The sequence below is a fragment of the Halioglobus sp. Uisw_031 genome (genome assembly GCF_047729875.1).
In the GTDB taxonomy this organism is placed as follows: domain Bacteria; phylum Pseudomonadota; class Gammaproteobacteria; order Pseudomonadales; family Halieaceae; genus Marimicrobium.
Genome location: NZ_CP159826.1, coordinates 400233 through 425803 on the forward strand (window position 1 = coordinate 400233; position 25571 = coordinate 425803).

At 52.3% G+C, this 25571-nt stretch carries 25 protein-coding genes; 9 read left to right on the forward strand and 16 right to left on the reverse strand.

Features of this window, described 5'->3' with window-relative positions; translation table 11 throughout:
• The first annotated feature begins 21 nt into the window (after positions 1 to 21).
• Positions 22 to 516, forward strand: a complete 495-nt coding sequence (locus tag ABXT62_RS01790; RefSeq protein WP_415356840.1) for a TIGR02444 family protein — start codon at positions 22 to 24, stop codon at positions 514 to 516.
• Positions 517 to 668: 152 nt separating this feature from the next.
• Positions 669 to 1475, forward strand: a complete 807-nt coding sequence (locus ABXT62_RS01795) for an FKBP-type peptidyl-prolyl cis-trans isomerase (protein WP_415356841.1) — start codon at positions 669 to 671, stop codon at positions 1473 to 1475.
• 216 nt (positions 1476 to 1691) lie between these two features.
• Here ABXT62_RS01795 and ABXT62_RS01800 read toward each other — a convergent pair whose 3' ends face one another.
• The 7 genes from ABXT62_RS01800 to moaA form a co-directional block, all read right to left on the reverse strand.
• On the reverse strand, positions 1692 to 2195 hold the full coding sequence (locus tag ABXT62_RS01800) for a disulfide bond formation protein B (protein ID WP_415356842.1): 504 nt from the start codon (positions 2193 to 2195) through the stop codon (positions 1692 to 1694).
• Between the two features lie 283 nt (positions 2196 to 2478).
• On the reverse strand, positions 2479 to 4065 hold the full coding sequence (gene gshA, locus ABXT62_RS01805; protein WP_415356843.1) for a glutamate--cysteine ligase: 1587 nt from the start codon (positions 4063 to 4065) through the stop codon (positions 2479 to 2481).
• Positions 4066 to 4226: 161 nt separating this feature from the next.
• Entirely contained in the window at positions 4227 to 5291 is a 1065-nt protein-coding gene (locus ABXT62_RS01810) for a phosphotransferase family protein (RefSeq protein WP_415356844.1), read from the reverse strand.
• Between the two features lie 223 nt (positions 5292 to 5514).
• Entirely contained in the window at positions 5515 to 6507 is a 993-nt protein-coding gene (locus ABXT62_RS01815; RefSeq protein ID WP_415356845.1) for an LLM class flavin-dependent oxidoreductase, read from the reverse strand.
• A 242-nt stretch (positions 6508 to 6749) separates the two neighbouring features.
• A complete protein-coding gene (locus ABXT62_RS01820; protein ID WP_415356846.1) occupies positions 6750 to 8171 on the reverse strand; it encodes a VWA domain-containing protein in 1422 nt (473 codons plus the stop codon).
• Between the two features lie 56 nt (positions 8172 to 8227).
• Positions 8228 to 9181, reverse strand: coding sequence for an AAA family ATPase (locus ABXT62_RS01825; protein WP_415356847.1), 954 nt, complete (start codon positions 9179 to 9181; stop codon positions 8228 to 8230).
• Positions 9182 to 9240: 59 nt separating this feature from the next.
• Positions 9241 to 10248: a GTP 3',8-cyclase MoaA gene (moaA, locus tag ABXT62_RS01830; protein ID WP_415356848.1), complete on the reverse strand. Its 1008-nt coding sequence runs from the start codon at positions 10246 to 10248 to the stop codon at positions 9241 to 9243.
• 100 nt (positions 10249 to 10348) lie between these two features.
• On the opposite strand from moaA, the gene ABXT62_RS01835 reads away from it, so the two are divergent.
• Positions 10349 to 11734 carry an SLC13 family permease gene (locus tag ABXT62_RS01835; protein ID WP_415356849.1) on the forward strand — a complete coding sequence of 462 codons (1386 nt, stop codon included), beginning with the start codon at positions 10349 to 10351 and terminating at the stop codon, positions 11732 to 11734.
• A 24-nt stretch (positions 11735 to 11758) separates the two neighbouring features.
• Here the strand turns inward: ABXT62_RS01835 and ABXT62_RS01840 are convergent, their stop codons facing one another.
• Positions 11759 to 12238 (reverse strand): peroxiredoxin, encoded by a 480-nt coding sequence (locus ABXT62_RS01840; protein ID WP_415356850.1) that lies wholly within the window; start codon positions 12236 to 12238, stop codon positions 11759 to 11761.
• A 96-nt stretch (positions 12239 to 12334) separates the two neighbouring features.
• Here ABXT62_RS01840 and ABXT62_RS01845 point away from each other — a divergent pair, with 96 nt between their 5' ends.
• The gene (locus ABXT62_RS01845; RefSeq protein WP_415356851.1) at positions 12335 to 12937 is read left to right on the forward strand and encodes a class I SAM-dependent methyltransferase; all 603 of its coding nucleotides are present in this window, start codon (positions 12335 to 12337) and stop codon (positions 12935 to 12937) included.
• On the opposite strand, the gene ABXT62_RS01850 is transcribed toward ABXT62_RS01845, so the two are convergent.
• The 5 genes from ABXT62_RS01850 to hslO form a co-directional block, all read right to left on the reverse strand.
• Positions 12934 to 13590, reverse strand: a complete 657-nt coding sequence (locus ABXT62_RS01850) for a TetR/AcrR family transcriptional regulator (protein ID WP_415356852.1) — start codon at positions 13588 to 13590, stop codon at positions 12934 to 12936. The genes ABXT62_RS01845 and ABXT62_RS01850 overlap by 4 nt on opposite strands.
• A 12-nt stretch (positions 13591 to 13602) precedes the next feature.
• Positions 13603 to 14097, reverse strand: a complete 495-nt coding sequence (locus ABXT62_RS01855) for a phasin family protein (protein WP_415356853.1) — start codon at positions 14095 to 14097, stop codon at positions 13603 to 13605.
• Positions 14098 to 14250: 153 nt separating this feature from the next.
• On the reverse strand, positions 14251 to 14739 hold the full coding sequence (locus ABXT62_RS01860; protein ID WP_415356854.1) for a hypothetical protein: 489 nt from the start codon (positions 14737 to 14739) through the stop codon (positions 14251 to 14253).
• A 200-nt stretch (positions 14740 to 14939) separates the two neighbouring features.
• Positions 14940 to 16502, reverse strand: a complete 1563-nt coding sequence (locus ABXT62_RS01865) for a phosphoenolpyruvate carboxykinase (RefSeq protein WP_415356855.1) — start codon at positions 16500 to 16502, stop codon at positions 14940 to 14942.
• Positions 16503 to 16647: 145 nt separating this feature from the next.
• Positions 16648 to 17550, reverse strand: coding sequence for an Hsp33 family molecular chaperone HslO (gene hslO / locus ABXT62_RS01870; protein WP_415356856.1), 903 nt, complete (start codon positions 17548 to 17550; stop codon positions 16648 to 16650).
• A gap of 427 nt (positions 17551 to 17977) precedes the next feature.
• Between hslO and ABXT62_RS01875 the strand changes: the two genes are divergently transcribed.
• Positions 17978 to 18844: a TIGR03619 family F420-dependent LLM class oxidoreductase gene (locus tag ABXT62_RS01875; RefSeq protein WP_415356857.1), complete on the forward strand. Its 867-nt coding sequence runs from the start codon at positions 17978 to 17980 to the stop codon at positions 18842 to 18844.
• Entirely contained in the window at positions 18837 to 20312 is a 1476-nt protein-coding gene (locus ABXT62_RS01880) for a thiolase C-terminal domain-containing protein (RefSeq protein WP_415356858.1), read from the forward strand. The genes ABXT62_RS01875 and ABXT62_RS01880 overlap by 8 nt, the downstream gene beginning before the upstream one ends.
• On the opposite strand, the gene ABXT62_RS01885 is transcribed toward ABXT62_RS01880, so the two are convergent.
• A complete protein-coding gene (locus tag ABXT62_RS01885; protein WP_415356859.1) occupies positions 20309 to 21340 on the reverse strand; it encodes an AraC family transcriptional regulator in 1032 nt (343 codons plus the stop codon). The genes ABXT62_RS01880 and ABXT62_RS01885 overlap by 4 nt on opposite strands.
• 78 nt (positions 21341 to 21418) lie before the next feature.
• Here ABXT62_RS01885 and ABXT62_RS01890 point away from each other — a divergent pair, with 78 nt between their 5' ends.
• Positions 21419 to 22606: a ferritin-like domain-containing protein gene (locus tag ABXT62_RS01890; RefSeq protein ID WP_415356860.1), complete on the forward strand. Its 1188-nt coding sequence runs from the start codon at positions 21419 to 21421 to the stop codon at positions 22604 to 22606.
• Positions 22607 to 22714: 108 nt separating this feature from the next.
• Here ABXT62_RS01890 and rpsT read toward each other — a convergent pair whose 3' ends face one another.
• On the reverse strand, positions 22715 to 22981 hold the full coding sequence (rpsT, locus tag ABXT62_RS01895; RefSeq protein WP_415356861.1) for a 30S ribosomal protein S20: 267 nt from the start codon (positions 22979 to 22981) through the stop codon (positions 22715 to 22717).
• Positions 22982 to 23144: 163 nt separating this feature from the next.
• On the opposite strand from rpsT, the gene ABXT62_RS01900 reads away from it, so the two are divergent.
• Both ABXT62_RS01900 and ABXT62_RS01905 read left to right on the forward strand, forming a co-directional pair.
• Positions 23145 to 23771, forward strand: coding sequence for a TetR/AcrR family transcriptional regulator (locus ABXT62_RS01900; RefSeq protein WP_415356862.1), 627 nt, complete (start codon positions 23145 to 23147; stop codon positions 23769 to 23771).
• Positions 23772 to 23834: 63 nt separating this feature from the next.
• A complete protein-coding gene (locus tag ABXT62_RS01905) occupies positions 23835 to 24830 on the forward strand; it encodes a tyrosine-protein phosphatase (RefSeq protein WP_415356863.1) in 996 nt (331 codons plus the stop codon).
• Positions 24831 to 24891: 61 nt separating this feature from the next.
• Here the strand turns inward: ABXT62_RS01905 and ABXT62_RS01910 are convergent, their stop codons facing one another.
• On the reverse strand, positions 24892 to 25164 hold the full coding sequence (locus ABXT62_RS01910) for a hypothetical protein (protein ID WP_415356864.1): 273 nt from the start codon (positions 25162 to 25164) through the stop codon (positions 24892 to 24894).
• Positions 25165 to 25571: the final 407 nt, after the last annotated feature.

A 25571-nucleotide genomic window follows, 5' to 3' on the forward strand; every position in this document is an offset into this window, starting at 1 on the left:
TTGGTGTAAGGTTTGTCGCAAGTGCATAAGCGAATTGGTTACATGATGAGCAACAACCCGCTGTGGGACTACTCTATTGCCACGTACAGCCTAGAAGGGGTGGCTCCCGCATGCCTTGCGTTGCAGGACATGTTTGGCCTAGATGTGAACGTGTTATTTTATGCGGCGTGGCTGGCACAGCGGGAGCAGCGTCTCAGTCATGACCATCTGGCTGGGGTGGAGGCCCTCATCGCGGATTGGCGGCATGACATGGTCAAACCGCTGCGCGCCTTGCGTCAACGATGGCGCCAAGTACCTGATGCGGTAGGTGTACGTGACGAGATCAAATCCTTGGAGTTACGCGCAGAACGACAGCAGCAGGACACGATGTATGCGTATTATCAGGGGTCTGCTGGATTGCCCTGGGCCGCCCGGCCCTTGCGTGAAAACTTGGCGCTGGTTGCGTCTTTCTCGGGTCAGGAGGACGAGGGCCGGTTTGCTGCTATAGAGCGTTTGACCCTGTTGTTCCGGCCGTGAGGCAGGGGTAGCGTCTAAGCTTTGTGGGTAGTAAGATAGCCGGTCCATTGTGGGAGCTCGGGGAACAACTGATGTCATCCCTAGAGTCAAACGTCACAATGGTAAGCACATACACAATTCTCACGATTTTTTTGAAGACAATGGGACGAATTATGAAGAAGTATTTACTGCTGTTTACGTTAGCCAGTCTTGTCGCTCTGCAAGGTTGTAACCAAAAAACACCGGCTGCCGCTGGGGATGAAGCCACAACCACCGCTCCTGCTGCAGATGCTGCTCCAGCTGCAGACGCTGATTTGGCAACCTCTGATCAACGTTTGAGCTATGGCATTGCGTTTGGCCTTGGTCAGCGCATGGCTGCTGACGGTGTGCCTCTAGATACGGGCGCATTTAATGCGGGACTCTCCGACGCGTTGGCGGGTTCAGAGTCACGTCTGACCGAGGAAGAAATTGCCGCAGAAATGCAGGCTTATCAGGAAAAAGCAACGGCTGAGATGGCGGCGGTACAGGCCGAAGCGGGCGCAGCCAATGCTGCTGCGTCGGCTGCATTCTTGGAAGCTAACGGAGCCAAAGACGGTGTGGTCACGACCGAATCAGGTCTGCAATATGAGCTGATTACGGAAGGAACAGGCCCAATGCCTGGACCAGACGATCAAGTCGAAGTGCACTACCGCGGTACGCTAGTTGATGGCACGGTGTTTGATTCGTCCATCGACCGTGGCGAGACAGTGACCTTTGGCGTTAGTCAGGTCATTCCCGGTTGGACAGAGGCATTGCAGCTAATGCCTACTGGCTCCAAGTGGCTCTTGGCGATTCCGTCTGATCTGGCCTATGGCGCCGGCGGTGCGGGTCAGGTGATTGGACCCGATTCAGCGTTGATTTTTGAAGTTGAACTGATCGCCATTCCCGATCAAGCGGACGCAAGCGGATCTGACGCAGCAGAGCCTGCTGCCGAAGGCTAAGCTAAACCGACTTCGGCGTCTTGGGTTTTACCTGGCGTCGGTGTCGATTGTGAAGACCGGCAATCAGCGGGTCTTCCAGCATAAAGCGTGCCACCAGCACCTCTGAAAGGGCTGAGATGCCGCGCTTTAACTTCTCCAGATATCTTTCAGTCCTTTAAATGCTCTGCATCGACAATACCCACTGACCCCAAACTTGTTCAGAAAGCGGCCAATGTTTTACACAGGAGTGCGTCGTACTGTCTGCCACAGACAGATTAGAATCGCGGCACAGAATACGGCTAACGTTTGTTCCGGAATACTAAAGCTGAGCAATGACCAGCTGACATTTGCGCAATTCCCGTCACCGGCAAAAACAATACTTAGCGTGTCCTCGAAAGGCAGGTTTTCCAACATATAATCTAGGCTGGGGCCGCAGGCCGGCACTTGGTCTTCGGGTAGGTGTTGCAGCCACACATGTCGAGCGGCCACGGCCGCGCCTGCGCACGCGGCCAGTCCACACAGTGCCGCGTATACCCGGCTACCCCAGCCAAGTGGATTGTGCAGGGCTGCGATCAGGGCTATCGAGCCCCACGCTACGACAAAGACCCTCTGTGTCATGCACAGGGGGCAGGCCTCCAAGTTGAGAAATGCCTGTAGATAGAGTCGCGCAAACAGCATCGATACCACCGCCAAGAGCACGAGGCCGATAAATACCAGTCGGGGGGAGGGGGCGTGTGGCATGGATTCTACATTCCTCGCGGTGATCATAGCTCAATGGGCGACGTGGCTACACTAGGGGCTTTTCCCTCTCAGCGCAATGCTGGGTCTTGCCGTATTCCTGCAGGCGCCATGGCTCAAAGACGCTTCATGTTCCACCCGATTAAGATAGGTCACTGTATTAAAGTCTGCTAACGGCACATCAGAAAACCGCGACCGGTGCAGACTGAGGTAGTGATCAAAGCTGAGATCAATGAGCATTTCGGCATAGCGCCGCAGGTTGGGAGGAAGTGCACCGTCAGAGACCCTAAAGTCCCTCGTACTGGCTGAAGAAGTTGTCTAGATAGTGCTTGAAGCTGATATCGTCCGACGCTTCGATATCACGCTGGGCCAGTAATGAACGCTGTGCCTCCTCTTCGAAGGCAATCTGAACATCCGTTGAAAGCGTTCGTTCACGGAAGTATTGTGCCCATTTCTCGCTGTAGGTCATGGCCAGGCGAAAGAAAGGCAGATTTTTGTCGTGCATTTCTTTCAGGATACGCGCTGAGGGCGTTAACTCCGGATCTGCTACCTTGCCAAGTTGACAGTCCAGGCTGGCAATGTAGTCGCCTGAATCATGCGCCGTGTCGAGCATTTCGGCAATCGGGCGCATCGCACTGAGTAGCTCATTGGCCCACTCGACCATGGGAATGTCATCGCTTCCGTTGTTAAGCTGCAGGCCTGGTTGCCTGCCAGTATTTACCACCGCCTTTAAGTTGGCGTTCTGCACGAGCTGCTCATCATCGTTGCAGGCCGGACTATCTTGCAGCAGGCAATACAGTAGGAAGGTATCGAGGGATCGCATTTGCGTATCGTCGAGGCCCACGGGAGAGAATGGGTTGATGTCGACGCTGCGCACTTCGATATATTCGATGCCGGCTCGGACTAATGCGCACAACGGAGTTTCTCCTGAGTTTGCCACCCGTTTAGGTCGTATCGAGCTATAAAATTCATTCTCGATTTGCAGCAGGCTGTCATTTAACTGCTGGTAGTTGCCCTCCTGGCCAGAGGGGATATCACTGTAAGTCGAATGCCGCTGCTTTATCGCGCTGGACAAAGTATCCACATAATCGTCGAGAGAGTTGTAGCAGACATTCAAATCTTTCTGGGCGTCGCTGCTGTAGCCAAGCTCGCCCATTCTCAACGCTGTGCCATAGGGCAGATAAAGACTTTTAGCTTGGTCGTCAAAGGCTTCCATGCCATGGCGATCGAGTCCTCCTAGAAAGCTGGAGCAGACCGCGGGAGATGCGCCGAACAGATAAATTAGCAGCCATGAGTAGCGCCGAAAATTGCGGATCAGTCCCAGGTAGCGTTCGCTGATATAGTCTTGTTTCTCGCCTGGGCAGCCGGCACTCTCCCAAGCGTGGTTCCAGTATTCCTGTGGCATAGAAAAGTTATAGTGAATGCCGGCAATGGCCTGCATGATACGGCCGTAGCGGTGACCCAAGCCCGATCGATAAACCGTTTTCATGCGCGCCACATTGGAGCTGCCATACTGCGCTACCGGTATGCTTGCGTCACCCGACATAATGCAGGGCATGCTGGCCGACCACAGTATTTCGTCCCCAATTTTTTGATAGACAAAACTGTGAATGTCTTCCAGTAATTGCAGGCTGCCTTCCATGCTGGTATTGACCGGGGTAATAAATTCCAGCAGCGCTTCTGAATAATCGGTGGTAATAAAAGAGTGGGTTAGGGCGGAGCCCAGTCCAGCGGGGTGCGGTGTCTGTGCCAGTGTTCCCTTGGCCTCGATGCGCAGGCTCTCTTTCTCAATGCCGCGTTTGATACCTGTGAGCATACCCCTGGCTTCAGGTTGCCCCAGTGCCTGCAACTGCTTTTGCAAATGGGAAGACAATCGGAACTCCTTTTGATGAACAGGTTTGCAGGCTATCGCAAAGCCGTTTTCGGACAAGCATTCGCTTGTGCGGTTTATGCAGCGTATAGAAGACGGCGGCAAGTGTATCTGTCAAAGTCGACAGAGTACAGTTGCGCCGCTGTTTCTACCTCAACGGCGGCTCAGATAATACGGTCCAAATATTTCTCCAGTAGCTGGCAGGCGAAACTATTTTGTACTTCACTGTCCTGCCCTGTGGCCAGCATAATGCGGGACATAATAAGTCCAAAGCGCATCCCGGCAAAAATTTGGTAGTAGGCATAGTCACGGGCTGAAAAACCCGAGGCTTGCTCCCATTGAGCAATCGTTTGCTCATAAGTTGGCAGACCTTCCAGTCGCGGCATTCCCAGTCCCTCAGCGAACGTAGCGTCAAGATAATTGAACCAAGCCAGATCCTGCACTGGATTGCCCAGAACTGCCATCTCCCAGTCCAGCACTGCGGCGATACCCTCCAGCGACGGTTTAAAGATAATATTACCCAAGCGAGCGTCACCCCAGCACAGTACAGTGGATTCCTCCTTTGGTTGGTTGGCCTGCAGCCAGTCCAGTGCCCGTTGTCCAATGTCGTGGCCTGCACCTTCCAGCGCCCAGTTCAGATAATTTTCCCAGTACACTAATTGCTGTTGCAGTGGCGTTTTGCCCGGCACCAATAGTTTGCCGAAGCCCATTTCCTGGTAGTCCAGTTGATGATAGCGCGCCATGGTGTCCACCGATGTACGCCAAAGATGTTGACGTTGTTCTATACTGGTTTCATGCATCATCCAGCCATCCATATTGTAAGGGGGCATGTCGGTGGGTATGCGACCATCTGTCCGCTTCATTAGGTAGAACTGTACGCCCAGCAAAGACTTATCTGTCTCTAGCCCGCACAATTCTGGCACGGGTATATCGCTGAATCGCCCGACAGCGTCCATTACTTCATACTGCAGGCTCAAGTCGTAGTCCGGAAATACCGGGCGCTCAATTGCCGGCTGTAGTCGTGCCACCAGCGACTCACTGCGTTGCTGTCCGTCTTCGTCCCAGGTTATGTCAAACAAAAGTGTGACATTGGACATGCCGGTGGCCTCCGGAATAGAAAGTTCTTCGATGCGGACGTCTCGTCCCCGATTTGATGAAATCCAAGATTCCAGCTTTCGACGAGTGCCATCGATATCTTCTATCAGTGGTGTTGGGCGGGCGTTATCCACGGGTTAGCTCCTAAGCTTTGGCGATTGACAGTTTGATAGAATACTTGCGATCAGCTTCTCTGGCTACTGCGCGGTTGATGATGGGGAAGATAGAAAGAACTCTGCACAAGTGACCTCTAGCGAGATTCTTTAACGCAACGAAATTACAGAAATTACTTAGCAAATTATGGGTCAGGCTCAGCATGCTGACCTTTAGCGTACGCTGCATGAATAGAGCGATTTTTTACGCGACCCCTTCTTCGCGCAAGATTGGCATTACTTCATCCATGAACAGATGCAGGCTGGACCATGCTAAATCTGGATGGATGCCACCACATAATGGGTGAAACATGATCGGTTGTGCTCCGACCATATCTCGGGCCGCGTCTATGAGCTCTTGTGGGCGGTAGACTTTGTAGGCTCTGCTGCTACGCAAATCATCGCTACTGTCAAAGTGCTTATAGGGGCTGAAAACCTGCGCCTTTTCTGCCCAGTCTGCATACATGTTCGTTTCATGTAGTACGTGAGGAGCAATTATTTCCCAGTAGGCGTCGGGGTCTTTTGAGACAAAGGTTACCGTGGAGGGAGCGCTTGGCATGGGTCCGGGGTCTGGCTTTCCTAGCGCTTTCAATGCTTCACGGTAGTATTCGAAAATCTCGGGTCCGGAAGGGATAAAGAAATCAGAATCGCGGGCAGCGCGCCGAGCAGCAGCCTTGCTGCTGCCCCCCATTAAGATCATTGGACGAGGCTGGCTAAAGGGTTTTGGCGTAATAGTAATAGCGCGACCCTCGTATTCAAAAGCCTCTCCACTCCATGCTTTTTTAAGAAAGGGACCGATGTCATCCATGTACTTTTTACGCACGCTAAGGTCTTTGCCGACGGCAATAAACTCTTCTTCTCGGTAGCCTCCGCTGACTACAGGTATAACGCGACCTCGACTGATGATATCTAATACCGCCAGGTCCTCTGCTAATCGCACGGGGTCGTGTAAAGGGGCAATCAGCGCGGATATAAAAATGCGCATACTTTTTGTGCGTGTCGCGATCGCGGAGGCCAATACCAATGGAGAGGGGCAGTAGCCGTCCGGGGAGCCATGATGTTCTGACAGGTGCACGCTGCCGATGTTGTTGTTGTCCCCCCATGCGCACATTTCGATTGCAGCCTGGTAGAGATCAGCCTGTGATGTTTTTGCGATTTCAGGTTGGCGCATATCAAACCGAAGCATAACATCAGGCATAGTGTCTCCTTGGCAATCTTGGGGTATACAATTTCATTCGCTTAGCTTCCATAGAATTGCTGTAATGAGATATCCCCAGAGCAACACGAGCAGTACTAGGCGCCATTTTCCAGACTTCGATCTTTCCTTGATCGGATTAAAGTCTTGAACGATATTATATGAACCGCAGGCCGGGCACTCGCCACGTTGGCCGCTATTTTTTCCACGATAGCTGCAATCTTTGCAGTGGAAAGTCATGAGGGTTATCGAGTGCTCTTTAGGAGTTGATCGACGATGCGTTCGAGTTGCTTAAGATTATTACACTCAGCGCTAAAATGACAAGCGCTTTGGTAACGCAGCATTTCTGAATCACCGCTACCCCAGGCTCTGCGTGACTCGGGGTTGAGCCAGATTACCTGCCGTGCGCGCTGGAAAATGCTTTGCAGTATCTCCAGTTTCGGATCGCCGTTATTATTGCGGGCATCCCCGAGAATGATCACTGTCGTATTACTGTTGATGTCGTCCAGTGCCAGTTTGGAGAAGTCCATGAGGCTATTGCCGTAATCCGTGGCGCCGCCGTATTTCCAGTTAACCAGTTCGATGGCTTTCTCGACAGGATAGTCATCAAAATATGTGCTCACTTCGCCCAAGTGGCTTGAAAAAGCAAAACTGCGTACCTTTGGTAGAATATCTTGCAGGCTGTAGAGGAACAGGAGTAAAAATTTCGAGTAGGCAGCGACGGAACCACTGACATCACATATCGCCAATATCTGCGGCTTTTCCTTTTTTACTTGTCGCCAAAAGGTATTGAACATGACGCCATCATTGGGGATGCCCTTGCGCAGAGTCTTGGCCATATTCAGTTGGCCGCGTTTAAGTCGCCTGCGTTTGTGTGAATGGCGGCTGGCCAGTTTTTTGGCCATCTTCCGTATCAACTCATGCACCTTGTGAAGGTATATATGCTCGATATTGTTTAGCCGCGTTTTGCTCAGAATGTCGTCCATGAATTGCTGGGTTTTACCCTCGGCGTGCAATAGATATTCTCGCTCCACATAATCACGTACCTGCTGCCGCAGGATATCGCGGTAGCGTTGGAGCACGGCCAGTGCTGGACTCTCAGCTCTTTCCAGTTCAATCACTGCGTTGCGAACTTGCTCCTCACCCATCGCATCGAGTATTCGCCTAGTGAACTGGCCTTTTTGCGTAAACATTTGAATTTTCTGCAGGTCTACGCGTTGTGCCGCCGCATTAATCGCGAGGGTTAGCTCATTACGGTTGTTGTTAAGCAGGTTCTGCATTAAGGGGGTCTGCAACAGAGATTCTAGGGACGGATTTTTTTCCGAAGCCAGTTCCAGTGCTGAGAGTTGGCTGCCGGAAAAATCTTCTGTCTGCGCGGCAGTGTCATCTGTCGAGTCTAGGTCTTTGTTTTCGTCCTGGTCGCTGGGCATGTCCGAAGAGGAAAAATCAGCGAGGTCCTGTTGAAAAAACCGATCGAAGCAGTCCAGAAAGATCACTTCTTCTGCGGGCGTCTTCGCCAGTGTCATCGCCAGGCCGTCGCGCAACAGATTGCGATCGGAGTAACCCAGCGTAGTGGTTACCCCCACGGCATCTAATGTCTCTGCTGGAGAAACTCTTATGTCGTGGCTGCGCAAGACCTGAATAAAATCGACAAGATTGGACTGCATGGTCCCTGATTCCCCGTGCTGTTATTGTCAGCCAAGTTTTTTTCAGCGGCTGATGATTATCCTGTGCGTGTGTCTGATGAGCTAGTACTCAAAAGGCTGCGCAATTCGCTATCCGTGGCTTCGATATCTTCCTCATATTTCAACAGGACATTGAGCGTGCTGCGGACCAGCTCTTCTTCTAACTGATTGGCATGTAACAGCACTAGGCTGCGCGCCCAATCGATGGTTTCTGAAATAGCCGGCGCTTTCTTTAGGTCCAGCTGTCGCAACGAGTGCACAAACCCCACGAGTTGGTGACGCAACTGTTCATTCACGTCCGGGACGCGGCTGCGAATGATTCGCTCTTCGAGCTCCACTGTCGGGAACGGAATATACAAGTGGAGGCACCTCCGTTTGAGTGCATCGGAAATATCCCGTGTGTTATTGCTGGTTAGGAATACCATGGGAGTCGTGCGAGCTTTTACTGTGCCAATTTCAGGAATAGATATCTGGTAATCAGACAAAATTTCCAGCAATAATGATTCGAACTCATAATCAGATTTGTCGACTTCATCGATCAGTAAAATGGCGCCTTTTTCCTGCTGCATGGCTTTGAGTAAAGGGCGTGGCTCCAGGAATTCCTCAGAGTAGAAAATGTCACCAAACTGATGCAACTTCGCGACGGACTCAGCGAGGCCGGTTGCCCCTTGCAATAAATCCCCGAGCTTTTCCTTCAGCACCTGTGTGTACAGTAACTGTTTCCCGTACTTCCACTCGTAGAGTGCCTTGGCCTCATCCAAACCTTCATAACATTGCAGGCGAATTAGCGGTGTATCGAGTAACAGAGCAATCGTTTTAGCCAGCTCTGTCTTGCCTACACCCGGGGGGCCCTCAATCAGAATAGGTTTACGTAACTGAAAAGCCAAAAAGACAGCTGTCGCAATCTTACGGCTACAGATGTAACCGAAAGATTCAAAACCCTGCTCAATGAGCTCAACAGACTCAAGCTGCGGAAAATGTTGTGTGTGCAACGGAATACCTCGATTCTCAAGCGGCTATTGTACGCGATACTCGCTGAGAGAAAACATGCTTATCCGCCGGTTGTATTCATAAAGCGAACGATGTCGGGTGCCTCGTCTAGGTCGAAGTGATGGCTTTCGGGCTTTATGGACATAGCATTGATGATGGTTCTCTTGAGTGTGTCCAGTGTGTAATCTTTCGCGCGGATTACTCCGCGCAGGTCGACCGAGTGTTCATTGCCTAGGCACAGCAGCAGCTGCCCTTCAGCGGTCACGCGCACCCGATTACACAGATGGCAAAAGTTATGACTATGAGGGGAAATAAAGCCGATCCGCGTTGGGCCGCCTGTGGTGCGGAAGTAGCGAGCGGGGCCAGCGGTGTCTTCTGGGTCACCCAGTGGTTCCAGTGTGTACTGTCTCGAAATAATGTCGCGCAATGCCTCGCTGCTGCAGAAGCTCAAGGCGCGGTCGTGCTCATCAATTAGCCCCAATGGCATCTCTTCGATAAAAGCGATATCAATATTGCGTTGATAGGCGAAATTGACCAGATCAAGTACTTCATCCTCGTTGCGACCCTTGAGGATGACTGCATTGAGCCTTATCTGCTCGAAGCCCGCTTCAATAGCCGCGTCGATGCCCGCGATGACCTGGTTCAGGTTGCCATGTCGTGTGAGTTGGCGAAATCTGCGGGGTTGCAGACTATCTAGACTAATATTGATGCGAGTCACGCCAAGTTCGTGCAAATCTGAAGCCATACGATGTAGCTGCGAGCCATTGGTTGTTATCGCCAATTGGTCAAGACCGGGCAGTTGCCCAAGGGGTTCGATTAACGCCAAAATATTGTTGCGGATCAGGGGTTCGCCCCCAGTGAGGCGTATCTTGCCAACACCGAGCTCAACAAAGGCGCGCGCTACCTCTTGTATCTCTTCCAGCGTTAGCACCTGTTCTTTTGGAGTAAATGTCATGTCCTCCGCCATGCAGTAGACGCAGCGAAAGTCGCAGCGATCGGTGACGGAGAGGCGGACGTAGTCAACCCGACGCTGAAAGCGATCGATCAGTACCTGAGGAAGGTCATTCATAATGTCATCGAGTGTAGCGCTTTGCAGCGCACTGCTCCAGTGTGGGGTTTACACCAACCGATGACTGGGACAGGATGGTTGCTAATATCATACTCAGGGGATGAATTTGTCGTCGATAGGTCAGTGGGCTCTTTGGGTGGGACCTGTGTTGGGAACAGTGGCTGCGGCCGTCAGTATGTCCGCCGGCTACGGTTCGGATATGGCTATCGTCGGATTTGTCGCGGTGTTGTGTGTCATCTGGTGGATATTTGAGCCGGTCCCTATACCTGTTACCTCGCTATTGCCGCTAGCGATATTGCCTTTATTGGGTGTGCTGAGTCCCAGTGAAGTCGGCGAAGCCTATGGCTCACCCTTGATCTTGCTGCTGCTCGGTGGCTTTTTACTGTCGAAGGCGATGGAACACTCTGGCGCGCATCGCCGCATAGCGCTGGGTATGGTGGCGTTGTTCGGGGTTAGCAGTGGTCGTCGGCTCGTGATGGGTTTTATGGCAGCGGCGGCCGTGCTGAGTATGTGGATATCCAACACGGCCACAGCGCTAATGCTCTTGCCTGTTGCGTTGGCAGTGCTTGACGCTGTTGACGACAAGTCGCGCCTCGCGCCTCCTCTGCTACTCGGCATTGCTTATGCCGCGAATATTGGGGGCCTAGGAACACCCATAGGTACGCCCCCGAATCTGATCTTTATGCAGGTCTACCAGGAAACGACTGGGCAGGTGATTAGTTTTACTCAGTGGATGGGTTGGGCGCTACCGGTCGTTGTATTGATGGTGCCAGCCATGGCCCTGATATTGACACGCAATTTGAGGGGTGCGTTGGAGTTACAATTACCTGAGGTGGGGCCTTGGCGTTCACATGAGCGCCGCGTAATGGTGGTGTTTGGCTTGACCGCTCTTGCCTGGATTACGCGCAGTGAACCCTTTGGTGGCTGGAAGGCATGGTTGGACTTGCCGCAGGCTAACGATGCGTCTGTGGCTTTGCTCGCGGTGGTGGCTCTGTTTCTTGTGCCCGACGGTAAGGGCCAGCGTCTGTTGAGCTGGGAGCGCGCCAGTACCATTCCGTGGGGCGTATTGTTGTTGTTTGCGGGCGGTATTTGTCTTGCAAAGGGGTTTGTGAGTTCGGGGATGAGTGACTTGATCGGGCTGTGGCTGACGGAAATGATCAGTATGCCTATGTACTTACTGATGGCGCTTGTTTGCCTATTGGTGACTTTTATGACCGAAGGGACGTCCAATACGGCCAGCACCGCACTGCTAATGCCGATACTGGCAGCAGCGGCGCTGGCGGCGGGAATCTCGCCGGAATTAATCATGGTGCCGGCAGCGATGAGTGCCAGTTGTGCCTTCATGTTGCCTGTTGCTACGGGGCCTAACACAGTCGTGTTTGGCACCGGACAGATCACCATTGCCCGAATGGCGCGAGAGGGTTTTATTATCAACCTTCTAGGGGCAGCGGTTATCAGCAGCGTATGCTACCTGTTGCTCACGTGAGCCGAGGCACCGCTAGAAGAGACGCTAGAGCAGGGCCATCATAGTTTCGGCAGAGCTCACGTCTACGCCCGCACCCTCTTCTACATTCAGATGGCTAACGGCGCCGTCCTCAACAATCATGGCAAAGCGCTGGCTGCGCATACCCATGCCAAATCCATTGCCATCCAATTCCAAGCCAAGTGCTGCCGCAAAGTCTCCGTTGCCGTCCGCCAGCATTAACAGTGCTTCTGCATTTTGGGCTTTACCCCAGGCGCCCATTACGAAGCCATCATTTACTGACATACAGACGATAGTGTCTACGCCTTTGGCTTTGATCTTGTCAGCGTTTACCACGTACCCGGGTAAGTGAGTGATACTACAGCCTGGCGTGAACGCTCCCGGCACGGCGAACAACAGCACTTTTTTGCCGGCGAAAATCTCGTCAGTGGTGATGTCTGTTGGACCTTTTTCGCCCATGGTCTTCATTGTGCAGGCGGGAATTTTGTCTCCGGTCTTAATAGTCATGTTACGCTCCAGTAGAAATATAGTGTCCAAAGTGAGCAGGAATAGTACCAGATGTTGGGTGAAATACACTGTCTCCTGTGCAAGGGAGTCGAAATAATGTCTTACTTTAGGGACAGGAACCGCTCCTATTTGTGTTGCAGTACCTGCGGGCTGGTGTTCGTGCCGCCCGCCGAGTATGTGTCCCGGTGTGCCGAGAAAGCTGAGTATGAATTACATCAAAATGACATTGACGACCTTGGTTACCGAAAGTTCCTGTCGCGATTGATGTCTCCCCTCGTCGAGCGGCTATCCCCCGGCGCCCATGGCCTGGACTTCGGTTGCGGCCCGGGGCCGGCTCTGGCGTATATGTTGCGGGACATTGGATTTGAGGTGTCTCTCTACGACAGTTTCTTCGTGCCCGATGAGGGCCCACTGGATGCGGAGTATGATTTTATTTGCGCCACTGAGGTGGTCGAACACCTGCATCGTCCCGCACAGGAGCTGGAACGTTTATGGTCGTTGCTGCGTCCGGGTGGCTGGATGGGCGTTATGACCAAGTTAGTCCTTGATCGCACTGCGTTTGCCCGCTGGCACTATAAAAATGACCCCACGCATGTGTGCTTTTTTAGTGTGGACACGTGGCGTTGGTGGGCACGGAATCATGATGCCAGTTTGGAAATCATTGGGGCAGACGTCATCTTGCTCCAGAGAGCGTCCTAATTGTCCCCGGCCAGCATCTCGATATAAGTGTCTTCGCACTCGCGGTAAAAACTGAGCTCATCATCACCAAGATAGGGCGCGACCATGGTTAGCAGCTGTAATACGCCCTGGTGAATAGTGACCTGTGGTGAGCGATTGTCATGCAGCAGGGCTTCGTAGTTGAACCAGAATGTCAGATTCAACGTCATGTTGTCGACCAGTCCGAGCAACTGCTGATCTCTAGCATCAATGACGTCCTGTTGCAGGAGTGCCTGACAAATCGCATAAAGAGCAGCACGTTTCAATTGAATCAGTCGCTTGAAACCGCGCTTGATGCTGGAATAGCGTTGCAGGATGTTGTCGAGATTGTGGTACAAAAAACGGTATTGATACATCTCCTCCATAACGACATAAAGATAGTACCAATTGTCTTCCGCGCTCCCACGCCCAGTGCTTAGAGGGCGTTCTATTGGAGCCGTTAGAGTATGACTCATGCCCAGCTCGTATTGCTGGAATAGCTCGGCAATGATCTGATCTTTACCTTTGAAATGGTAATAGAGATTGCCGGGGCTGATATCCATTTCATTGGCAATGTCTATAGTCGTAGTGTCGGCCTCGCCCTCCTCATTAAACAGCGCGAGGCTAGTGTGGAGAATACGGTCCCTTGTTTTCATGCTAGGTCGGCATCAGACTTTACGTTTTTTTGCGGCGGCTTTGGCCCGAGGCGGGCTTTTTTTGCTGGCCCCTCCCCGAGCGGGAGATGCCGTGGCGACGGGTTTTTTGGTCCGGGTAGCGGCCTTGCCTGTGGAGGTGCTATTGCTGCGCTGCTCTGCAAGCGCCTTGCTGAGTCGGTCTACTTTCCTGGTGAGCTGGTCGACTTTTTTGTGTAGGGCTGCCAAGTCTTCGATGCGGGCTGGTCGCTGATTATGAAAATTTTCGCGGACTCGGTTGATTCGTTCTTCCACCGAATGCCGGGCTGCGATGGTGCTACCCTTGGCATCCTCTTCCAGGGCGGTGCCGGCTTTCACCAGATCACGAAACAATTTTGGTGGCTCGAGTGCTTTTTCCAATCTTCCCTGTGCGTCCTCCACGGCTTTGCCGTAGGCACCTAAACCCGCGAGCCATATATTTTTGGCGATTTCACTGGCTTTGTCTGTGACCTTACTCTTTTCATCATCCATGTCATATGCCTTTTTAGCTACTGACGGTGGGCTACTAGGTTAATGTATTCAATCGGCCCATTAAAACAGATTAACAGACAAAAAAAAGGGGCCACAGAGTGGCCCCAAAAAATCCTCATAGACAGAGGTAATCAGTTCTGGATGGAGTGCTGCTTAGGCAGCAGATTTGAAGCGTACAGATCCCTTCAATTCTTCAAAGCGTGCTTTGGCTTTTTTCAGTTGAGTTTGCAGAGCTTTGCGGTCAGTTAGATTTTCCAGCTCCAGTTTAGGTAGATCAATGTCGTCAATAGCGACTTTAGCCACCTTCTCTAGCTTTGCGCCACGCGTGACCAGCTCCATGTAGGCTTTGTCAGCTTTCTTACGGCGCGCTTTCAGCTCTTTTTGCAAGCTGCCAAACTGTTCCTGTGCTTGGTCGTACGCCTTACCATAGAAGCCAAGGCTAGCCAGAAAAACATTGCGGCCAGTTTCCTGGGCATTAGCAACAAAATCCGGTGTAGATTTTTTTGCGGTGGCGCGCTTGGCGGCCGGTTTTTTTGTGGCGACAGACTTACGTTTTGCGACAGGCTTGCTCTTTGCAACAGGCTTGCGCTTGGCAGCGGGCTTACGAGTGGCTTTCGTTGCTGTTTTCTTTGCTTCGGCCATGATTCAGCTCCTTGGGAGGGATAAAAAAATTTAATGGCCGTTGCCAGCCGTTGGGAAGCAGAATACGGAAGAAAATTAGAATAAACATACTAATGTAAGTCATTTTTTTTACGTTTAGCGTCGTCGCCTCTCTAGGCGGCCAAACAACAGTGCCTTGCATAAAGGGTCACCGAACAGAGAGCCTTTTGCAATTTTCTGAATTATAGGCGGGACTTGGGCCCTGCTGCGGTGATGTCCTGCGACACCTGAAACTTCTTAATGTTTTCCTCAAACAGGGCGGCTAATTTGCTCGCCTGTTCGTCATAGACCGCTGCACTACCCCAGCCTTTGCGTGGGTCGACGTATTTGGCGTCGACGCCCGGGATTTCGGTTGGGAAATGTAGGTTGATAATGTCCAAATGATCGGTGGGGGCATTTAACAACACACCGCTCTGGCAAGCCTGAACGACTGCGCGGGTAACTGGGATGGGAAATCGTGACCCTGTTCCGCCAGGAGCACCTGACCCACCTGCCCAGCCGGTATTCACCAGATAGACATGGCTATCGAAATCGTCGATGCGCTTCATCAGCAATTCGGCGTAGTCACTGGCCGGTCGCGGCATGAATGGAGCACCGAAGCAGGTGGAAAAAGTCGGGTGTATGCCCGCTTCAGCGCCTAGTTCAGTGGAGCCCACTCTGGCGGTATAGCCGCTGAGGAAGTGGAATGCTGCGGCTTCCTTGGACAATATTGAGACCGGGGGTAACACGCCGGAGACATCACATGTCAGGAAGATCACGCACTTTGGCTCGCCGCCACTGTTGGTGTCAGTGCGTTTTTCGACATGCTCCAGCGGGTAACAGCAGCGGCCATTCTCCGTGAGGTTTGTGTCGCAATAGTCGGCAAGACGGCTGTCATCTACGACGACATTTTCGACAATGGCGCCAAACCGGATAGCGTCCCAAATCACTGGCTCATTCTTTTGACTCAAGTCAATGGTTTTGGCGTAGCAACCCCCTTCAAGGTTGAAAACTGAGCCCTTGGCCCAGCCGTGTTCGTCATCACCGATCAGGTAGCGATCCGGGTCGGCGGAGAGTGTGGTTTTGCCCGTTCCAGATAAACCAAAGAATAGAGTGGTGTCGCCATCTTCGCCCACGTTGGCACTGCAGTGCATGGGCATAACATCTTTTTCAGGTAATAAGAAATTTTGCACCGAGAACATGGATTTTTTCATTTCTCCGGCATAGCGCATGCCAGCAAGCAGTACCTTGCGCTGGGCGAAATTAATGATAACAACGCCATCGGAGTTGGTGCCATCGCGCTCAGGGTCACACTCGAAACTAGCGACGTTGAGAATATTCCATTCGGGCTTTCGGCCGGCATTATAGGTCTTGGGGCGGATAAACATATTGCGCCCAAACAGAGCCTGCCAAGCGGTTTCTGTTGTGACTTTCACGGGCAGGTAGTGATCGCTGTGCTCGCCCACATGAAGGTGGGTAATGAATTTCTCACGAACCTCCAAATGTGACTGCACACGATCCCACAGAGCGTCAAACTTGTCGCTGTCGAAGGGCCGATTTACGCTGCCCCAGTCGATGCTGTCTGCGGTGCTGGGTTCTTTGACCACAAATCGGTCAGCAGGTGAGCGGCCTGTGCGTCTTCCTGTTGTCACCAGCAGAGCGCCGGTATTGGTCAATATTCCCTCTCCGCGCTTTAGTGATGCTTCAATCAGCTTGGAAGGTGCCAGGTTGGTGTGCTCCTGGGCGGTATGGGTATCTACAGTCATTGTTCGTCCTGTCAGTATGCAGCGCTAGCCGGGTCGAGCCTTTGCGCCAATTATCGGGCCCTAGCTGGTGCCCGATTATGTCAGAATCGTCGCGTTATGCGAAATATATCGGGCATAATTTCAGCGAATTCCGCCTAGCAGGCGCTCAGTGTAAGATTTTTGCCTCATCGTCTCCTAAAATATTGGCGAGGTCACTGCGGGTATACTGGTAGTGCTGGTTGCAAAATTCACAGTCCATGATGATGCTGCCTAGTTCTTCTAATAACTCTTCGATGTCGGCGGGATTTAAAGTGAGTAAGGCCTTGTGGGTGCGCTCGCGGGAGCAGCTGCAGTGAAAACTGACATCAGAAGGTTCAAATAGGCGCACGCGGTCTTCATGGTAGAGTTGGTAGAGCAACTGTTCACTCTCAACTTGGCGTAGCTCACAGTCCGTCACAGTGGACGCCAGTGAATAGACGTGCTCCCACTGTTGCGCTCGCTGGTCATCGTCAGTGGTGATGAGTGCAGGCAGCTGCTGTAATAGCAGGCCTGCTGCCTGGTGCCCGTCGGCTGTCAGCCAGACGCGGGTGTTCAATTGCTCGGACCGTTTAAAGTAGCCATCCAGACTGTTGGACAGCGAACCTTGCTCGAGCGGGACGATACCCTGATAACGCTGGCCATGGGTCGGATCGATGGTGATTGCTAGTTGGCCGTCCTTAAGCAGCTGATCATTGCTATCGGAAGTAGCCTGGCTCGCTCCCCGGGCAATACCGCGCACGCGCAAGCGGTGGTCGCATTCCACCATCAGCAGCGGTATCTCGCCTTCTGATCGCACCTGCAAAATCAATGTCCCCTCGAACTTGAGATTGGTGCTCAACAGCACTGCGGCGGCCAGAAATTCGCCCAGTAGACGACTCACGGCTAAGGGATACTGGTGGATGGCGATTATTTCGCGATACGCCGAGTCGAGGTGGACGATTTCGCCACGGATATCCGCGTCCTCAAATAGGAAGCGCCGTGTTCCATCACTGCTCGGCGGTATTTCGGTGGAATCAAGGGTTTCAGGCATGCTGTTGCTCCCGCAAAGTGGCTAAGTAAATACCCAAAGCACTCTGGATGCCAGAGCGAAGACCGTTTCGGCAAGATGTTTACATCACAGGCGTCCTCCGTTTAGCCCTGTTCGATCTGTTTCCCCAGCTTAAGGAACACCTATTGGGCAGCCTGTTTGCACTGTGACCGAGTATCCCCAAAATTAGCCGGAGCAACGGCATTAATCCCCCGCAGGATTCATTTTCGATGCTCTCATCATGTCCTACCCTTGCGCCTAGAGCAGACATTACGACTCTCGCCCCGCCAGCAACCGGGTGCAGGGTTTAGTATGTGAGGCCAGCTATGAATAATTTCACCCTCTCTGAGACCTTGACCCTATTAGCGGCTACAGTATGTTTTTTGAGCCAAGCAATAGGCTTCCCTTTTACTGTTTGAGGATTTAGGCAATGAGATTCAGTTATCAGATTGGCATGTGTGAGGCCGACCATTATCTGCCTTTGGCCAGAGCGGCAGAACAGGCGGGTTTCGATGGCATTACGATTCCCGATAGCATTTGTTATCCCCAGGAGGCCAGTTCTAAATACCCCTATAACAATGATGGCAGCAGGGAGTTTCTGGAAAGCGTGCCGTTCATTGAAAGTCTTATTGCGATTGCAGCAATGGCGGCTGTTACCGAGAAAATTCGACTCGCGACATTCGTCTATAAACTGGCCGTGCGCCAGGCGCCCGTTGTGGCCAAACAGGTACAGGGCATTCAGTCGTTGTCCGGCAATCGTTTTGATTTTGGTATTGGGATTAGCCCGTGGGAGGAGGATTTTGCGATCTGTGGCGTGCCCTGGGAAAAGCGTGGGAAGCGATTAGATGAACAAATCGATATTTTGCGCGGACTAGAGACCGGCGAGTATTTCGGCTATGTGGGCGAAATCCACAATATGCCGGCCAACAAGATGAACCCAGTGCCCACCAAGCCAACCCCGCTGCTGATTGGCGGACACACAGAGCTAGCCTTGAAACGCGCTGCGCGGGTGGGTGATGGCTGGATGTGTGCAGGTGCGAATATTGAGGAGCTGGAGGCGTATATCGGCCGCATTAATCAGCTGCGTCAGGAATACGGGACGGCGGATAAGCCTTTTAGGGTATATACCACCGGACAGAATGCCTTCACTCCTGAGGGTATTGAAAAGCTCGAAAGCATTGGGGTGTCTGACGTCATTATCGGTTTTCGCAATGTGTATGCAATGGAAGCCGATAAGCCTTTGGAAGAAAAAATCGGCATGCTGAACTGGTACGCGGGCGAGTTTATTCATGGCTGAGTGCGGGGTCACTACTCCGGTCCTAGTCGGTGTGGGTGCTGTTCAGCAGCACATTGAGGATTATGAGTGTGCGCTGGAACCGGTAGCCCTGATGGAGCAGGCTTTGCGCAATGCCGCCGTCGACGCAGGCAGCATGCAGCTCCTGAGTTTGGCAGATGAAATTCTGGTGCCGAAAAGTCTCTGGAGCTACACAGATCCAGGGCGTTTGCTGGCCGCTTCTTTGGGCGCACACTCTGCCACTACGCTACTGGCGGAATTTGGGATATTGCAACAGAGCCTGTTGACCCGAGCCTGCCAGCGCATAAAGGATGGAGACGCCGACGTGATACTGGTTGCCGGTGGAGAGGCGAGGTTCCGCGCTCTGTGTGCAGGCAAGGCCGGTGTTGAGGCTTTCGAAACCCCACAAAACGGTGCTGAGCCGGACATCACTTTGCAACCCCAGGATGAGATGTGGTCATCTGTGGAGTCAGACAGCGGTTTGGGTATGCCTGTCGGTTACTACGCTATCCTCGATAGCGCGTTGCGCTACAAGCAAGGTTTGACTGTGGACCAGCACAGAGATCAGATAGCCAGTATGTATGCCAGGTTGAGTGAACTAGCGGCAGATAATCCGGATGCCTGGTCCGGCCAAGTCGTGTCGGCGTCCCATATTCGGGAGCATTCTGCTGCCAATCGTATGCTGGCTTTTCCTTACACCAAATTGCATAACAGTCAGTGGAATGTTGATCAGGCGGCTGGTCTTATATTGTGTTCTGCGGGCGTCGCCGAGACATTAGGTATCGAGCGCAGCAAGTGGGTGTTTCCACAGGCGTTTACGGAATCGAATGACATGTCGGTGGTCGCCAGTCGCAAGGACCTCGGCGCCAGCCCAGGATTTCGTGTTGCGGGGCAGGTCGCCATGACGTTGGCGGGTGTGGATTTTAATGATATTCGCTTTTGCGAGCTCTATTCCTGCTTCCCCTATGCGGTTCGTGTGCAGTTAGAAGAATTTGGCTTGAATTTAAACCGTGATGTGAGTGTTACCGGAGGGATGACCTTCGGTGGAGGTCCTTTGAATAATTTTGCCTTGCAGGCTACGGTGAAAATGGCTCAGTTGTTGCGTAAAAACCCTGCAGAGACCGGGCTAGTGACCACGGTAAGTGGCTTGCTGACCAAGCAGGCGTGTGCGTTGTGGTCGGCCAATCCGGGAGTCAGGGAATGGAGCTGTGCAGATGTTACTGATCAGGTGCGTGAGCAGAGTGATGTGTGTGAGGTGGTTTCAAATTATACAGGGAAGGGCTCCGTTGCCGGCTATACGGTACTGCATCAGGGATCGGATCCTTGGCGCGCTGTGGCCGTATTCGATTTGCCCGATGGCCAACGCACTGTGGCGTATAGTGAGGATCCTGCCATGATGGAGGCCATGATGACGCAAGAGTGCTGTGGCATGTCTTATGATGTGTCCGCAGGACGGTTTCAGTCACACTAGTCTTTGCGAACCTCTCCGGGTGTCATTCCTGTCCATTTAAGATAGGCCCGGCGGAAGTTTGAGGGATCACTGAAGCCTATTTTATAGGCGATACTGGATAAAGACAGACGTGTATTTTGCAGGTAGCGGGTAGCGTGTTCGACGCGCACCTGATCCAGCAATTGCTGAAAAGACTGCTGTTCTTCATCCAGGCGCCGTCGGTATGTGCGTGGGCTTAAATTGAGCATAGTGGCGATTCGCGGCATCTGAGGATACTGGCCCTCCAGTTTGCGTAATAACCGCAGGGTCTGCTCGGCCACTGATTTTTCTTCTTCCAGATCTGCCAGCAAACGGGCGCATTCCGCCTCATAAAGATTCCGCAATACCGGGTTGGAGGAAGGAACGGGCGTACTGAGGAGGTCGCGATGAAATAAAATACCGCCTCTTACGCAGTTGAAGTAAACCTCGTTTCCTAGGGCCTCGTAATAGATGCTGGAGTGAGCCGGCTCTGGATAAGGCAGCTCCATGTGCAGACACAAATCAGGTGCATTTAATAAACCACGCAGTGTGTTAACGAAGGCGCCGTATAAAAGCTCATACCCAAACTCGACCGACACATCGCTCGGCGTGCTGACCAGCGTTAGGACACACTGCTCGCCGATGGTCTCGAGTTCGAGCTGGATTCCTGATGCCAATAGGTGGTAGTACTTCAGCAGCAAATCCATAACCTGTGCCAGGTCACGGCAGGTCATAAAGGCCTGACCCAGTATAGCGTGAGCGCTCAGATTAAGACGCAATCCCAGTTTTAGCCCCAGTGCGGGGTTATCCGTTAGCCTTTGGGCGTTTGCGACGAGTTGGTTGAAGTCCGCATCATCGATGCGAGCACCGATTCCGGAAATACCACTTTCTGCAAGCGTGGTGCCAGCGAGCAAGCTGTCACGTGCGCAACCCTGACTCTCCGCCATGTCGATAAGAATCAGGATGTACTGAGCGGGTGTGGTGGTATTAGGCATCCCGCTATTTGGCCACAAAAGACTGCTATTTGACAAGACTTTACCTTGTCCGATTTTTGGCTATGGCCCATAGTAAATTCTTGAAATCAATAACCAACTAGACGAGCGATGACTATGCAAATTAAATGGACCGAAGAGGCACCCCGAAAAATCCAGCGCCACGCAGGCGCCGATTACCCCAGTGAAAACCCTGATCTGGAGGACCTGCTGACCAGTGCCGATGTTGACCATGTGGCCGAGATTTTTCAGACTCCGCTGAGTGGCTCTTATAATTGGGATTATGATGTTCAGGATGATCGGATTAAGAAGCTCTATGATCTTGGCAAGCAGCTCAACTGGGACCCCGAGATGGACATCGACTGGGACCGTCCGTGGCCCACGGAAGAGCGGGCCCCAGAGATGATGAACCTGCATGATTATGAGCCTTATCTGGCCATGGATGAAAAAACGAAGGATGAGTTCTGGTTGCATATGAACGCTTGGAGCCTGTCCCAATTTCTGCACGGTGAGCAGGGGGCGCTGTTGGTAGCCTCGCAGCTTTGCTCCTGTGCGCCCACGTTGAACGCCAAGCTTTACGCGGCCTCGCAAACCTTTGATGAGGCGCGCCATGTCGAGGTGTTCAATAAATACCTGCGGCAGCGAGTGGGAATGACCTATCCGATCAATACGCATCTGAAAAGCATTATTGACAAAATCCTCACCGATGAGCGTTGGGATATGAAGTTCATTGGCATGCAAATAGTGATCGAAGGTCTTGCGCTATCAGCTTTCGGTACAGCCCGTGAAACTACACCCGATGAGGTTCTTAAGGATGTGTTGTATCTCGTCACTCGGGATGAAGCGCGGCACGTGACGTTTGGGGTCAACTACCTAGAAGAGTTCGTTAAGACGTTGACCGACGAAGAACGCGAAGAGCGAGCCCAGTTCGCTTATGAGGCCTGTGCTATTAGTCGCGAGCGCCTGGTGGCTACAGACGTATTTCGTCACTTTGGCTGGGATGTGGAAGAGGCTCGCAAAAAAGTGCTGGAAGGGTTTGTGATGTCCACCTTCCGCAATCTGTTGTTTCAGCGTGTCATTCCTAATCTCGCTCGTATCGGCTTGCTGACGGAGAAAATACGCCCAAAATTCGAGTCTTTAGGTGTCCTGGATTACGAAAATTTAGCCACTGATGGTGATATCGATTGGTCAGTACTGGAGCGTCCACTCGATACGCAGGAAGCCCAGTCGTATGAGCAGAGTATGTTGGCTGCGTTCGCTAAGAAGCATGAGGAGGTAGAGGCGAGGGTTGATTCCGCTGCCTGAGTGGTTGCATTCGCCCTGCTGAGCCGCGGGACAGTGGGTGTTAAATAATCGAGGCGCAAAAAAGCCGGCATAGTAGCCGGCTTTTTTGTATCTGGCAGGTGTGCAGCGCTATACAGTCAACGCCTTAACCTGCGCGTTAAGACGACTTTTGTGACGTGCTGCCTTGTTTTTGTGGATGATGCCCTTGTCTGCTAAGCGGTCGATGACCGGTACGGCATGGTCATAGGCTGATTTTGCTGCTGCAGGATCGCCGCTACCGATGGCGGCGTTGACCTTTTTAATCACGGTGCGAACAAGCGACCGCAAACTAGAGTTATGTGTGCGACGCTTTTCTGACTGGCGGGCACGTTTTTTTGCTTGTGGTGAATTCGCCACGGTGTATTACCTCGATTGAGAGTCAAAAAATTGAGAGGCGCGATTATTCACATTCGCTATCCGCTTGTCAACTGCTGTGATGCTGGTTTGCCCACTACGAGCTGAGGTATACTAACGCCTATTAGTCATTATTTGTCGATTGTTGAGGCTGACGTGTTTACGAATGGATAATTCAGTGGTGGCGACCGCCCCTCCCCGCGGCACTTCGGATCGGATTCTCGATGCGGCGGAAGACATCTTTGCCGAAAAAGGCTACAGCGCAACTTCGCTGGGTGATGTTGCAGACCGCGTAGGCATTCGCTCCCCCAGCCTGTATAACCATTTCAAGAACAAGGAGGCCCTGTATGAGGCGGTACTTGAGCGTTTGCTTACGGATTTCTCGGCACCTCTGGCAGAACTAGACAGTGGGCCCGTGACCAATGAGAGGGTCTTCCAATGGCTGGAGACCATCGTTCGTCTACACCATGCCAACCCCAACCTTGCTCGATTACTGCAACATGCAGCCCTTTCTGGCGGGCCTCATACCAATCAATTGATTGATCGGTTGTTTCGCCCCATGTTTCAGTCGGGAGCAAAAATAGAGGGCGCGGACATTAGTTTATTCGAAAACTCGGGGTTACAGCCCTGGGCGGTAATGGCTTTTAATAATCTGGTCATGTCTTACGTCACGATGGCGCCGATGTACCGGGACCTACTCGGGGAGGATCCGTTCAGCGACAAAGCCTTGAAGAATCAGCTTAAGCTTGTCAAAACCCTGCTACGAGCCGTTTTTGAGTACAAAGGGGAGTAGGTTTTTTACACTTACGTTAGCATGTAGCACGCAATAAATTATCTAAGAGGTCTGTTCTAGATCATGTTGGTTTCAAATGCAGTACACATCTGGCGTGAGTCAGACGGTGATTATTATATAGAGTGGCGGGCCAGTCAGCCCGATACCCAAGTCACGGTTGAGCCGGTTATAGCCAGTAGCGCAGCACAAGCGCATTACGATGCTGATACCGAACAGGCTCGCGTGTCAGGTCTCGCACCCGCGAGCCGCCATTTTTTTCGTGTGCGTGATCAGCACGGCACTGAAGTATTAGCGGCAGAGCGTAAACTGGGGATGCAGGGAACGCCAAACTTCAGAGATTTTGGTGGATACCGCACTATCGACGGGCGTTTGGTGAAGTGGGGTTTTTTGTTCCGCTCCGGCCAGCTGTCGAATTTGAGTGACCAGGATGTGGCATTGCTGGCTACCCTGGAGCTTGATCTGGTCTGTGATTTCAGGCGCCTAGAGGAGCAGGAAGCTGACCCCAGCAGGTTGCCCGTAAGCAATCCCCCGCGAATAGCGAGCTTGCCGATTAGTCCCGGCAGTAACGCGCAATTTTTTGAGCAAGTGGGAGGTCAATTCGGTGACCGGCAGGCCATGTTCGATTTTATGGTGGAGATCAATAGAGATTTTGCCGAGGCCCAGAGCGAGACATACGCCCAAATGTTCCGCGAGATATTGGATGTGGAAGACGCCCGATTTTTGGTGCACTGTGCCGCGGGCAAGGATCGTACCGGCTTTGCCGCAGCGGTCATTCTCCTGGCGCTGGGAGTCTCGCAGGAAGTCGTGATGCAAGATTACATGCTTACCAAGCGGTTCTTTAGCCCTCACCAGGAGATCGACCGCTTGCGGCAAAAGTATCAGATGCAGCAGATGGAGACTGAATCCATTTTGCCAATGCTGGAGGTGCATGAGGATTATTTGTCTCGCGCCCTAATGGCGATCACACAAAACTATCCGTCAATAGAGGTTTATCTGGAGGAGGCGCTGGGTATGGGGTCTACCGAAGTCGCTCAGTTGCGAGCACGTTATCTAGATTAACGCTTGAAAAAGGCAAAGCCGCCACCATAGTCGTGGCGGCTTTACGGCATCAAGGCTAAGATTAAGACGCCTTGCACGCGGTTTTGGCGGCTTTGATCTGCTTCTTCTCGCAGGCTGTGCTGCTTGCATCACCAACACACCATTTGCCCCGGTTGTTCCAGGCCGTTAGGTCAGCGCGTTTACCATTGGAACACTTCACGGTGTAGTTCGCATAGGCAATGCCATCAGTGGTTGCGGCATTTGACTCAAATACGATACTGGTAGGCTTGGCAGCAAAGCTGTGGGCGGAAAAGATTACCAAAGCCGCCGTCGCTGCAAATTTCAATATATTCATTACAAATCCTTGTCTACTCGCTGAGGGTGATCGGCTCGATCTGCAACTGTGGTCGAAGAGCGGGCCTTGAAGTCACATTGTACGGTCTATGGCTGATGTTAGATCAGTTACGATTTAGTAACTATTTGGGTATTATCGTAACAGTGTCTTTTTGTTTGAGTTGTCATTATATTTACAACTAATTGAATAATAACAAGTATATAGAGTTTTGGCGATATTTTGCTTGGCCGCATTAATGATCTTTAATGTCTCTATTGGTAACGTGGTGAGGTTAGAGGGTGGCTTTAACGTGCAATAAGATCCAGCGGCAAAGCCTTTTGCGTGGCCTCTAAGTAAACGCACTGACAGGTTCCCCGCGATAGGCCAGATATCCGCCCACATCACTTTGCACTGGGCTACAGTGGTTT